This is a genomic window from Photobacterium rosenbergii (genome assembly GCF_003026455.1).
GTDB lineage: Bacteria > Pseudomonadota > Gammaproteobacteria > Enterobacterales > Vibrionaceae > Photobacterium > Photobacterium rosenbergii.
Genome location: NZ_PYMB01000007.1, coordinates 1 through 13,344, shown reverse-complemented (window position 1 = coordinate 13,344; position 13,344 = coordinate 1). Strand labels below are relative to the sequence as shown.

8 protein-coding genes are annotated in these 13,344 nt (G+C 49.7%); 2 read left to right on the top strand and 6 right to left on the bottom strand.

All coding sequences use genetic code 11. The features are described from left to right. Window positions 1-85 precede the first annotated feature (85 nt). The 5 genes from truA to fabB form a co-directional block, all read right to left on the bottom strand. Complete coding sequence (gene truA / locus C9J01_RS15755) at window positions 86-871, bottom strand: tRNA pseudouridine(38-40) synthase TruA (protein ID WP_107299222.1); 786 nt, start codon at window positions 869-871, stop codon at window positions 86-88. A 218-nt stretch (window positions 872-1,089) separates the two neighbouring features. Continuing rightward, window positions 1,090-5,217 carry a FimV/HubP family polar landmark protein gene (locus C9J01_RS15750; protein WP_146157086.1) on the bottom strand — a complete coding sequence of 1,376 codons (4,128 nt, stop codon included), beginning with the start codon at window positions 5,215-5,217 and terminating at the stop codon, window positions 1,090-1,092. A 397-nt stretch (window positions 5,218-5,614) separates the two neighbouring features. Continuing rightward, window positions 5,615-6,628 (bottom strand): aspartate-semialdehyde dehydrogenase, encoded by a 1,014-nt coding sequence (locus tag C9J01_RS15745; protein WP_107299098.1) that lies wholly within the window; start codon window positions 6,626-6,628, stop codon window positions 5,615-5,617. Continuing rightward, window positions 6,625-7,797, bottom strand: coding sequence for a 4-phosphoerythronate dehydrogenase (locus C9J01_RS15740; RefSeq protein WP_107299097.1), 1,173 nt, complete (start codon window positions 7,795-7,797; stop codon window positions 6,625-6,627). The genes C9J01_RS15745 and C9J01_RS15740 overlap by 4 nt, the downstream gene beginning before the upstream one ends. A gap of 613 nt (window positions 7,798-8,410) precedes the next feature. Further along, window positions 8,411-9,622, bottom strand: a complete 1,212-nt coding sequence (gene fabB, locus C9J01_RS15735; RefSeq protein WP_107299096.1) for a beta-ketoacyl-ACP synthase I — start codon at window positions 9,620-9,622, stop codon at window positions 8,411-8,413. Window positions 9,623-9,806: 184 nt separating this feature from the next. On the opposite strand from fabB, the gene mnmC reads away from it, so the two are divergent. After that, window positions 9,807-11,879 carry a bifunctional tRNA (5-methylaminomethyl-2-thiouridine)(34)-methyltransferase MnmC2/FAD-dependent 5-carboxymethylaminomethyl-2-thiouridine(34) oxidoreductase MnmC1 gene (mnmC, locus tag C9J01_RS15730; RefSeq protein WP_237156986.1) on the top strand — a complete coding sequence of 691 codons (2,073 nt, stop codon included), beginning with the start codon at window positions 9,807-9,809 and terminating at the stop codon, window positions 11,877-11,879. A gap of 139 nt (window positions 11,880-12,018) precedes the next feature. On the opposite strand, the gene C9J01_RS15725 is transcribed toward mnmC, so the two are convergent. After that, complete coding sequence (locus C9J01_RS15725) at window positions 12,019-12,351, bottom strand: hypothetical protein (protein WP_237156985.1); 333 nt, start codon at window positions 12,349-12,351, stop codon at window positions 12,019-12,021. A 293-nt stretch (window positions 12,352-12,644) separates the two neighbouring features. On the opposite strand from C9J01_RS15725, the gene C9J01_RS15720 reads away from it, so the two are divergent. Further along, window positions 12,645-13,344 (top strand): IS110 family RNA-guided transposase (locus C9J01_RS15720; RefSeq protein WP_107299094.1); only part of this gene is annotated, 700 nt, incomplete at its 3' end.

The window sequence follows — 13,344 nt, the reverse complement described above, 5'->3', positions numbered from 1 at the left end:
AATTAAAGCACAAACTCGCCTAACTGTAGATAAAAAACTGGTACTACGAGTTAGCCCGAGAGAAATCTTACTCTTACCTGACAGATTAATCCGGCAAGAACAATGGTCCCACCGGCACTTTAGGCAGTTCGTGTTCCTGTGGGTAATCCACTTCTACCAAGTACAGGCCTTCGGCTTTTGCCGTCGCACCTGCCAACGTACGGTCTTTTTGCTCCAGCAACCACTGGATCCACTCTGGCTTTTCTTCGCCTCGGCCGACTTTTATCAGGCTGCCTGTAATATTGCGGACCATATGATGGACAAAGGCATTGGCCTTGATATCAATGATCACGAAATTACCCTGACGCGATACGTTCAAATGCATTAGGTTACGCCAAGGGCTACGGGATTGACAATACACAGCACGGAAGGATGTGAAGTCATTCTCACCCAGCAGGTACTGCCCTGCTTCATGCATCGCTTTTTCATCCAACTCACCATGATAATGGCTCACCCCTTTGGCCAAAATGGCAGGGCGGTATGCATGATTGTAGATGATATAGCGGTAACGGCGTGCCGTTGCGGTAAAACGGGCATGGAACTCATCGTCCACTCTCTTGGCCCAGCGAACGGCGATATCTTTAGGTAAGTGGGCATTTACACCCATGCTCCAGGCAACCATTTTACGGTCAACATCGACATCAAAGTGGACGACCTGCCCGGTACCATGAACCCCAGCGTCGGTCCTTCCCGCACACTGCACTTCAATGGGCTTGTTGGCAATCTTGCTCAGCGCCTTTTCCAAACGTTCCTGGACACTGTCTACGTCACGCTGGCGTTGCCAACCGTAGTATTTCGCACCATCGTACTCAATACCTAAAGCTATTCGCATAATATTCTTCGTCTTGCTGGCGGCCAATGGCCGATTTTCAAAATAAGGGTGGGAGTATAACAAAAAAAGCGGAAGCATGTGCTTCCGCTTTTTTTGGGGAGGGGAGATCCTAGATCCTGGGTGCTAGTTCCTAGACTCTAGAACCTAGGTAGCTGTATCAACTGCTGTTCAAGTTCTTAGCCTTTGCTCTTACCAGGATCTAGGTTGTAGGATCCGCTCTACTTTCTTGTTTTCTCCAACAAACTTCCCGCTTCTTGCTTGAGTTGGTCATCGCCGCCTTGGGCGACTTGTTCCAGCAGGCCGCGGGCACCTTCGCTGTCGTTCATTTCCAGGTAGGCTTTGGCCAAGTCCAGTTTGCTAGCAAATTCGCCCTGGCTATCAATATCCATGCTGCCAATATCAGCCAATACATCTGGGAACTCATCCAAACCGACATCTAGGTTGAGTGGGGCTTCATCCAACTCACTATCAAGCGGTTCCCCATCGAGATCCTTCATCAGTTCATCAATACTGATGTACGACTCTTGCGCAGTCGGTGTTGCAGGTTGCGCTTCTACGCTAGGCTCTTCTAAAAGTTCGCTGGCAGCTTCTTCATCTAATGCAAGAGAAAGCTCGTTAGCCTCGACATCATCAATAGATTCCGAAGACACTTCTGAAACAGCACTATCTTCATCGAGAAGGTTGTCTTCGTCAAAGGCAGGGACATCTTCGAGATTCATCTCTGGTTGCTGTCCCCAGTCTTCGCCCTCTAACTCTGGTTCCGGGTTGTTCGCTGACCAGATCTCTTGCTCTTCTTCAGGCCATGCTTTTTCAGAGAATGCTTCTTCTGCAGAAGCATCGCCAACAGCGCTTTCTGAGTGCCCCACCAGTTGTTCGCGCTCCCAGTCCGCCTGGAGCTCGGGATCACTGAGCAAGGCATCCATATCCAGTCCCGCCGAATCAACAAACTCGTCACTCATCTGGTCTTCTGGCGAAGGAACACTATTGTTCACAGGCGCAGGTTGCTGTACTGGTTCAGGACTAACAGGCTGTGAGTCGATTCTTTCTGACACAGCGGCTTGCGCCTTGCTGCCCTGCTCCATCTCATATTGTTCAAGCTCATGCTGCTCATCAAATGAGGCCTGCAAGGCATCATCTTCACTGAACTCTGGCAGGCTTGCCGGATCTAGCGTTTCAAACTCAATATCCGGTCGTCCATGCAACGAGTAAGGGCTCGCTGGTTGCTCGGCAACAGCCTCTTGTACCTGAGGTTGAAGCTCTGGCGTTAAGTCTGCCGCCATTTCCGGCTGGACTTGTGGCTTCTCAGCAGCCTCTGCCGCCTGCTGTAACTGGCGAACAATGTTATCGAGCATGACCTGCTCATCATCATCAGTCAGTACTTGCTCTTGCTCTGCCTGCTGCTCAATCTCGGGATCGTTAAATGCCGCTTCTTCATCAAACTCAGGCAAGTCATCCAGTGTCAGGGGCGCACTATCATCATTTTCCTGAGTTGGCTCAGCCTCCGCCTGGCGGTGCTCACCATCAAGCTCAGGTTCCATTTCAAGCTCTGCGAGCAGTGTTTCCTCATCGAAGACAGGAAACTCTTCGGCATCAGGCTCTGCTAATTCAGTGACAGGCTGTCCCGCGTTTTGCGGCTCAGGATTTGTCAGCTCAGGCTCAGATGCTTGCTCTTCCGGCGCAAAATCAAAAGCGGGTTCGTCTAAGATGAGCTCTTGAAGGTCGGCAGTATCTTGGGCATCAATCGCTTCCTCATGAGCATTTTGCTCTGCTGCCCCATCCAGTTCCTCATCACCAAGGCTTTCCAGTAACTGTTCAACGGTCTGGCCGATCGCTTCAATTTCGGCACTGTCGTTCAAACCGTCAGAATCAGGTGTATCAAACGCAGCTGAATCAAGAAGTTGCTCGATTTCATCAATTTCTGGCTGAGGTTCAGGCTCAACCTGACTCTCAAGCAGTACATCAACATCAGCGGTCTCTGCCTGTGATGATGGCTGACTTTGTTCAGCGATAACCTGCTCTTGATCTAAACCCGATTGCTCTTGAGTTAAACCATGTAGGCTGTTTTCTTGCTGAGGAACACTTTCCGCTCCATGATCCGCAAGAAGCTCATCAATAGAACCAGCCTCTTCAACGGGAGAGTTCTCAGCAGTGTCTACTGGGGAGTGTTGCTCTAGGATATCATCGAGCAACTCAGTACTGTTCTCTTCAATAGTGATATCGTCGAGTGATACTGCAGCTTCTGGCTCAATGCCCTCAAGAGCGTCATCAGTGTCAGCCAGCAATTCGTCCAGTAGCTCAGTACTGTTTTCATCGATCTCAATATCTTGGCTTGCTAACAAACTGTCAGCTTCAGGCTCATCTAACAACTCATCAAGCAACGCCGTACTGTCTTCTTCCAGCTCAATATCAGATGTCAGGCTATCTTCGTCATCTAGCAGCTCATCAAGTAGTGCCGTTGAGTCATCTGGTGTCTGGGCCGCAGCACTTTCAACTGCCTCATCAAATATGGAGGCAAAATCCTCATCACTGCCAGGCGATGCCATCATGTCTATATCGGCTAACGCTTGGTCGACCGCAGCTTGCTCAGCCGTTTCTTGCTTCGCTTCGGGTGCAAAAGCATTGTCATCACCACCCACACTATCAAACAGCGCATCCAACTCATCTTGGTCGACCATCTGTTCTGGCTGCGGTGCTTGGTCATCAAAACCTTGACTTTCCAAAGCTTGGCTTTCTGCTAACGGCTCATCCAGAGGTTGTTCGTCCAATACATCATCAGCGGCTGAAGCGAACAAATCATCCAGCATAGCCTGATCAACTATCTGATCATCCTTAGCTGATGGATCCAAAGGTGCATCGAGATCGAGTTCGTCGCCGTCATAAGACAAATCAAAGCTATCTTCATCGTCCTCATCGGCCTGCAGCGACTGCTCCCACATTGCCGCCAGCTCTTCATCTGAATTCGGCTCTGGCTTTTTGTCCATTTCATCCAGTGCCCGCTCCATATCTTCAAGGCCGATAGCTTCATCATCGCTATTGACTGAGATGCTGCTGGCACCAAGGTTACTACCCAACTCAAAGCCGTTGTCATCGCCGTCGCGTTTCGATTCCAGCTGCGAATCCTGGCTAAACAAGCTACTTTCAGGATCATCAAACAATGAGTCGTCATCACCGAACAGATCATCCAGTTCATCATCATCGCCCAGAGATAGGCTAGGAACCTCTTCGTCGTCAGTCGGCACAGGTGGCGGCGGTGGCATCATCGCGGCTTCATCTTGCGCCTGCGGTGCATCCAGTGACTTCACCTCATCTTCCGCTTCACGCTTGCGACCAAGCAGGAAGTAAACCAATGCACCTGCAATCAAGGCACCAGGGATCAAAGCCAACACAGCCAACATCAACGAGTTGGCAATCATCCGGTCAAATAGGGTTGGCTCTGGCTCGACTGCTTGTGTCTGCAGCGCACGCTGCTGGTCGATAAAGCCTTTGATTTGCTCGCGAAGTACTTCGTCATCGCTCAATTGCTGCTTCAATGCAGAGACTTCATGCTGCATCTCTGCCAGGCGAACACGCAATAAATGGTTGCTCTCGAGCAATTTGGTCATCTGCTCATCAGAGGCATCCAACTGAGCCTGAAGGATAGTCGGCTTTGGCGGGATCAGAGCCTCGGTCGCTGCTAGTGCTTCTGGCGCTTCGGCTGCCGGTGTTTTCTCAGCGGTCTTAACCTCTGTTTCTACCACAGGCTGTGGTTTTTCCTGTGGTGTTGCAACTACTGTTGGCTCTTGAACCTTGGCCTCTTGGGCAGCTTCTACTGCTTTAGGTGCTGGCGTCGGTTTTGGTTCAGGCGCTCTGGCAACAGGCTGGGCAGTTTGAGCTGCTGGCTTGGGTGAATTAGCCGTTCGAGTCTGACTGCGTGCTGGTGAACCTTGATCCGCTTCTAGGCGCTGCTTAACAACATCAATGCTCTCTCGGCGCATTTGTGATTCAGTTGGGATAGCCAGCATGCTGCCTGGGATCAAGCCGTGAATATTACTATTCTCAAATGCCTGCGGGTTCTGGCGGAAGATAGCGCCAATCACCTGGTAAATAGAGACCTGATTATTCGGCCGATAGCGCGTTGCAATAGACCACAAGGTTTCAGCGTTCGTCGTCGGGCCATAGCGGAATGCATTGGCAGACGGTTGCCCCGGCGCGGCGGTACTCTCCGTCAATGAGGAAGCGGCAGGCTGTACACCTTGGTTAGGCCCGGTAATACGAATGGTATTGGCATGGGCCGAAGAAGAAATTACAGCGGTGGAAAAAATTACCGGCAGAAAAAAGCGTTTTATCATCGTCGAAAGGTCAGACACTGCCTGTCATCCTCTTTGGCAGGAAAAATAGCTACGAATGAATAGGGCACATCATGTGCACACATACAAGCGTCGTATGATACAAGAATATTTAACTTCGGCCTATGCACAATAATCTTGAGCGTGACCAAGCCAATCAATTACGACTTCGGGAGCAAAGTCGCACTATTGTTGACCTACTCAGAACGATAGTAGATTCAGCACGTTGAAAATACAACAGCAGCAAAATCACCGTCAGGTGTTAGACAATAAAAAAGCGCCCTGCTTTAAGAAGCAAGGCGCTGGTTTTTATAGATCCTAGATCCTAGATCCTAGAGGAGAGTGTTCTTGAACCATTCAATTAGTCAAAATCCTGTTCTGACTAGGATCTAGGAACTCGCTCTTACTAGGATCTAATTTAAAGATACTCTTCTATCAGCTTCTCGGCGATCTGTACGCTGTTAGTTGCTGCGCCCTTGCGGACGTTGTCTGCAACAACCCACATGTTCAGGCCACAAGGATGGCTGATGTCTTCGCGGATACGCGCAACCATGACGTGGTCTTTACCTGTCGCGTCACTGACTTGGGTCGGGTAATCATTGCCGTGGAAGACTTCAATGCCTTCAGCGTTTTCCAGTAGGCTGATAGCTTCTTCAACATGTACCGGTTGGCAAGTTTCAACATGTACCGCTTCAGCATGACCGTAGAAAACAGGCACACGGACACAAGTTGGGTTCACACGGATGTTGTCGTCACCCAAAATCTTCTGGGTTTCCCACACCATCTTCATTTCTTCTTTGGTGTAACCGTTATCCATGAACTGATCGATGTGCGGTAGGCAGTTAAAGGCGATTTGCTTGTCGTAAACATTGGTTTCCGCAGGCAGGCCGTTCAATAGCTTGGCCGTTTGGCCAGCAAGCTCATCAACACCTTTCTTGCCGGTGCCCGATACCGACTGGTAGGTCGCTACGTTGATACGCTCAATACCGTATGCTTCATGGATAGGCTTCAATGCCACCAGCATCTGGATTGTCGAGCAGTTAGGGTTAGCAATAATGTTACGGTTACGGTATTCCGCCAGCGCATGCGGGTTCACCTCAGGGATCACCAACGGCACATCGTAGTCGTAGCGGAAGCGTGATGTGTTATCGATAACAACAACACCGTAATCGGCTGCAGTCGGAGCCCAGCGTTCAGACGCTTCTGCACCGGCAGAGAAAATAGCAAGCTGAACCTGGCCCCAGTCGAAATCTTCAACATTGGTCACACGTACAGACTTACCCTTGAAACGCAGGGTTTTGCCTGCACTGCGTTCAGAAGCAAGTAAATAGAGATTGCGAACAGGAAAATTGCGTTCCTCAAGAACTTCTACAATGGTTTCGCCGACAGCGCCGGTCGCACCGAGTACTGCAATATCAAATTCCTGGCTCATGGCCTTTCCTCTACTGTAAAACCTAATTTAGCCAGCGACTCTACCCCAAAATGGGCCTCGCCCGCTACTGTAATCGCGCTATATTCACGGCGATCCCAGTAATTTTTACGCATCCGGTCAAAAGCCGAGGCCATTTCTGGGCTGCCTTCTTCAGTTTGGCCCATTTCACGGCGGAATAAACCATCATCACGGCGAACATCGTAGATCAGCTGGGTCAATGTAAATAAGGTAGGCTCGTCCCACAGACAACTGAGTGTAACCTGCGGCACGGGCGCAACCGGGAGCAGGCTTGAAGCACTTACTGCTTTGTCTAGGCCAAGGAATTGGCAGAAACTGTTGTACACCATGGTCGTGCCGCGTGCCTTACCTTCCAAGCCATAGCCCGCTACATGCGGGGTCGCAAAAGCCAATAATGGCAGCAGTTCCAAGTCAACTTGCGGCTCGTGTTCAAAAACATCCAGCACCGCCGTTAGTTTCTTTCCTTCCCCTGATAGGCTCTGCTTCAAGGCACGCTTCAGCGCTTGGTTATCAACGACAGGGCCACGGGCGGCATTGATCAGGATTGCCCCCGGCTGCAAATCACTAATAAATGCATCATCAACCAAATGATGAGTTGGGTGCTCACCGCTTTTGGTAATTGGCGTATGCATAGTGATCACATCACATTGGGAGCGGATTTCTTCTAGGGTGTGGAATGAACGGCTATCGCCTTGCTGCTCTTTAATCGGATCGTTAAGCAAATACGGAATACCCAGCGCATCCAAACATTGGGCAAGATAGCTACCGACATTACCGGCGCCGATGATCCCCACCTTTTTGTCGAATACCGAGAAACCTTGTTGTTGCCCCAGCACCATCAGGCTACTCAGTACATATTCTGCCACCCCGACCTTGTTACAGCCTGGTGCGGCAGTAAAAGTGATGCCTTTTTCAGCCAGTAGTGTTTCATCGACATGATCCTGACCAGCGGTTGCGGTACCCACAAATTTTAACTTATTGGCTTTAGTCAATAAGTCTGCGTTAACCTTAGTTACCGAGCGAATCATTAATGCATCGACATCGAGCAAATCCTCAGCGGTCATCGTCCTGCCCGGCTTGCTGATCACCTCGCCCAACTGGCTAAAAAGCGCCTCGGCATAAGGCATGTTCTCGTCAATGAGGATTTTCATAAAGCGTCCTTCGAAGGTTATTGGTATATGGGTGATGCTATTGGATGTAGAGGTAGTGTCAAGATGTAAGAGCTTATAAGTCAGTTCCTAGATGCTAGCTCCTAGTTCCTAGAGCAAAAGCAAAAAACCAGTAATTGGAAGAATACTAAAACTAAAGCTGTGTCCTCTTTCCTAAATGAGTATTTGATAAATGTGCAAGTTCTGGGCTCAACTATTCCAACTTTTCTGGTTCCGCTCCTTCTAGGAACTAGGATCTAGCTTCTCGTCTCTGTTTTTCACCCATAAAAAAGCCCAGCAGAATCTCTGCTGGGCGAACGTCCAGGAATAAAAACACCGGCTGGGATCATAGACAGCTCCCGCAAAAGAAAATACTATGCAAACAGCCAATGTCGCGTCTGTTTTTTAGGCACTGACTCAAGGGCAAAACAGCTAGCGCAGTCTCCGCAAAAAGGCTTTCTAACTGAATCTCTTAGTCAGTGCCACCCCCTGGAAAATGACAAAAGTCGGTTAACTTCAGATCCTAGGTACTGGTTCATTGTTCCTAGATATTCACAACCAAACAATTTCGTTATGCCCCTAGGAACTAGGATCTACTTTTTCTAGGATCTAGGTTTTACCCTTCGTATTTCTTAATAACTAGCGTCGCGTTGGTGCCGCCGAAGCCGAAGCTGTTTGACATTACTGTCTTCAACTCTTGGTCACGTTTTTCAGTGACGATGTCTAGGCCTTCTGCTGCTGCATCCAAGTTATCAATGTTGATGCTCGGTGCGATGAAGCTGTTGTCTAGCATCAACGTTGAGTAGATCGCTTCGTGTACACCTGCAGCGCCCAGTGCGTGACCGGTCATAGCTTTGGTTGCAGAAATCGCAGGGCTGTTGTCACCAAATAGCTCTTGGATTGCACCTAGCTCTTTCACATCACCAACCGGTGTAGACGTACCGTGGGTGTTGATGTAGTCGATGCTGTCAACATCCTGCATCGCCATCTTCATACAACGTACAGCGCCTTCGCCTGATGGGGCTACCATGTCGTAACCGTCTGATGTCGCGCCGTAGCCGACGATCTCGCCGTAGATTTTCGCGCCACGTGCCAAAGCGTGCTCTAGTTCTTCGATAACCAACATACCGCCGCCACCAGAGATCACGAAACCGTCACGATCTGCATCATAAGTACGAGAGGCTTTTGATGGGTCGTCATTGTACTTAGTTGATAGTGCGCCCATGGCATCAAACATCATGGTCAGCGACCAATCAAGCTCTTCACCACCACCAGCGAATACAACATCTTGTTTGCCAAGCTGGATCAGTTCAAGAGCATGACCGATACAGTGTGCAGAAGTCGCACATGCTGAACTCATGGTGTAGTTCACACCACGGATCTTGAATGGCGTAGCCAAACATGCAGACACTGTTGAAGACATAGTACGAGGTACCATGTATGGACCTACGCGCTTAACACCTTTCTCACGCAGAATATCTACTGCTGCAACCTGGTTGTAAGAAGACGCACCACCAGAGCCCGCTACAAGGCCTGTACGGTCGTTAGATACCTGATCTTCAGTCAGGCCAGCGTCTTCAATCGCTTGTTCCATTGACAAGTAAGCAAAAGCGGCGGCATCGCCCATGAAACGCATTTTCTTACGGTCGATATGCTCTGAAGGGGTCATTTTCAAATCGCCCCAAACATTACTACGCAGCTTCATTTCTGCAAATTGTTCAGAGAAGTTGATACCGGACTTACCCGTTTTCAAAGACTCCAGTACTTCTTTAACGTTGTTACCAATACTGGAGACAATACCCATGCCTGTAATTACGGCTCGTTTCATGATGAATTCCTACTGTCATTTATACCCAAATAACCTCAGTCAAAACAATCAACAACCTGAGGTGACTTGGGTATAACGTTGACGATAATAACGGGTTTATCTGTCAAAAGTGGTCAGCTTTCCTGTTGATCAGGTACAATCGCCCACAATTAAACCCGTTACACCAACTATGAGGCTTCTCCTTTTGTCTTATAAAGCCCAACCGTCCGTAAGCAAAACACCATCGATAAAAATCGAAAATGCCGTCTTGGACTGGAACGAATCAGGTACCCCTGTTTCCAATGACTTTGACGATGTCTACTTTTCAAATGCCAATGGCCTGGAAGAAACCCGCTATGTGTTTCTCCACCAAAATGGCTTACCGACACGTTGGGAAACCTTCGACCGCCGCCGCTTTGTGGTGGCAGAGACCGGTTTCGGAACCGGCCTCAACTTCCTAGCGGTATGGCAATGGTTCAAAGCATTCCGCGAAGCTAACCCGGATGCCACCACCAAAGAGCTGCATTTCATCAGTTTCGAGAAGTTTCCGGTTACCAAGGACGATCTGATCAAAGCTCACGAGTCTTGGCCTGAACTGGCCGACTTAGCTAGCCAACTCCATACCCACTACCCACCAGCTGTCGCCGACTGTCACCGCATTGTGCTGGAAGATGGCATGATCACTCTGGACCTGTGGTTTGGCGATATCAAAGACTGTATGCCACAAGTATGGACGAATAATGACGGTATCGTTGATGCCTGGTTCCTCGACGGTTTTGCCCCAAGCAAGAACCCAGAGATGTGGAACCAAAATCTGTTCAACGGCATGGCAAAACTGGCCCGAGTTGGTTGTAGCACTGCAACCTTCACTGCGGCAGGCTTTGTTCGCCGCGGCCTGATTGAAGCGGGCTTTGACATGAAGAAAGTCAAAGGCTTTGGTACCAAACGTGAAATGCTGGCCGGCAGTGTCACCGAGCGCAAATACAGCGGCAACGTCAAACCATGGTACAACCGCAAATCCGCCAACCTTGGCAATGGTCACGAAGATAACAGCATTGCGATTATCGGTGGCGGTGTCGGCTCGGCGACAACAGCACTTGCTCTGGCACGCCGTGGTATCAAAACCACGCTGTACTGTGCCGATGAGCTACCGGCAGAAGGCGCATCAGGTAACCGTCAGGGGGCAGTTTATCCGCTGCTCAATGGCTCAAACGATGCCCTATCCCGCTTCTTTGCCCCGGCATTTTTGTATGCTCGCCAGTTTGTCGAACAAGCGGCCAAGCACAAAGCATTCAGCCATGAGTGGTGTGGTGTGACCCAGTTGGCTTGGGATGATAACTCAACCAGCAAGCTAGGAAAGATGATGACCGGCGGCTTCCCGGAACAGCTTATTCGCCAACTGGACGTTGAACAAACCGAGCAAGTAACCGGTGTAGCTTCAGGCCATAGCAGCGTTAACTACCCACTTGGCGGTTGGCTATGCCCGCAAGAGCTTACCCGAGTCTTGATTGAGCAAGCGCAAGAGCTAGGGTTCCTTGAACTCAAAACGCAAGTCGATATCCAGCAGCTAAACCAGCAACCTGGCCAGCAAAATGATCAATGCTGGGAACTAACAGACCAACAAGGTCAAAGCTACCAGCACCAGACGGTGATTGTGGCTAACGGGCACCGCTTTGCAGAATTCACTCAGACGCAAGACATCCCTGCCTACTCGGTACGCGGACAGGTAAGTCATATCCCGACTAACCCATCGCTGAACCCATTAAAAACAGTACTTTGCTATGACGGATACCTAACACCTGTCAATGCCAGCGGCGAGAGCCACTGTATCGGTGCTAGCTACCGCCGAGGCAGTATCGACTTAGCCTTCAGCCCGGAAGAACATGCAGACAACAAGCAGCGCCTGGTTGATTGCCTACCTGAAGCAAGTTGGCCACAAGATATTGATATGTCAGGCGAGCAAGCACGTGTAGGCGTACGCTGTGCCAGTCGCGACCACCTGCCTTTTGTGGGCGATGTGTGCCAATACGATCAACTACTTGAACAGTATGCGGACTTAAAAAACCAGCAAGATAGCGCAGAGAGTGTACCGGTCTACCACAACCTGTATTCAATGATTGGTTTGGGCTCTCGCGGCCTAAGCTCAGCCCCTTTGCTTGGTGAACTACTGGCCTCACAAATTTGCGGCGATCCACTGCCGTTACCTAATAGTGTGCTGGAAGCCCTTCATCCGGGGCGGATGTGGGTAAGGAAGTTGGTAAAGGGGAGGAAGATTTAGAGATCCTAGATCCTAGATCCTAGATCCTAGATCCTAGATCCTAGATCCTAGAGAAGGCTTGGCTTGGACGACATTCAGGCCAAGCCTTTTTTACGTAATATCTTTCAATAACCGTTCTAAATTACCCAGATAAAAATATTCATTCAGCTTGCGCTGTTACTGGTGGAGCAGGATCGTCACCGCCGCCGGAATCAGACAGGGCAACACCAATAACCACTGCTGCAGCACCTACTGCCAGAACGGTTGCTGTTATGCCGCCCGCCGAGGCTGCAAACGCGGTATCGATACCCGCAGCCTTACCCGTTTCCTGAGTTGCCGTTTGTGCTGAAGCCTGAGCCTGCTGCGTGCCAGGTTGCGAGGCGGTAGAGGTCGATTGGCTGACCTGTGAAGAGTTCGATGCAGTATCTGCCGCGAAAGTAGAGAAGCTGATTAAGCCCGATATTAAGATTGCAGCCAATGAAAACTTCATCATTACTATCCCCAAAGCGCAATGTGTGTTTATTGATATGTTTGTAAGTATAGTTGGGGATAGAACAGCCGGAAGGTAGTTTGAGATAGGTCTTGAGAATGAGAAAAAGCGGACCTGGGACCTGGGACCTGGGACCTGGGACCTGGGACCTGGGACCTGCAAAAGCTTTTCTCTCAGCTAATCGATGTCAAGCTCTTGCTTTTCGCTCTTCCCGCTTTTCCTAGATGTATGGACTCCCTCTCCCTGAGGAGTTACGGTCTTAATCCGACGAAAGATTAGCCAAAAGGAGTCCATACATGAACGACCTTAATACATTGGCCATCGACTTAGCAAAGAATGTTTTCCAAGTTTGCAAGCGAAGCCCGCAAGGCAAAGTATTCTTCAATCGGGAAATGACCCGGGCAAAGCTCAAGGAGTTGCTTGCTAACGAGAGAGTAGCTTTAGTCGCAATGGAAGCCTGCAGTAGCTCCCATTATTGGGCAAGGTATGCTGCTGAGCTCGGGCATGAAGTAAAAGTCATCAATGCCCGAGCTGTTAAGGCTTTCCAAATCAAGCAGAAAACGGATAGGAATGATGCATTGGCAATAGCTGTTGCAGCTACTCAAGCCCATATCCCTAGTGTCCGTGTTCAATCGGCCGATGAACAGGCACTGCAATCCTTAGAGCGAGCCCGCCAATTAGCAACGTCCCATCAAATTGCACAAAGTAATCAAATTAGAGGGCTATTAGCCGAGTTTGGTATCGTCGCTCCAAAAGGCCTTAAAAGCTTGAGAGAGAAAATACCTTATATTCTCGAAGATGGAGATAACCGGTTACCTGGTAGTTTTAGGGAAATGTTACACCAATTATGGGAACACCTCCTTGCCCATATTGAACATACCGAAGCCTTAGAAAAGCAGCTTGAAGCCACGGTAAAGTCGAACAATGTTTGCCAGAAGTTGATGAAGCTTGAAGGCGTCGGGCCGATATGTGCAGTAGGTTTAGCCGTCAAACTAG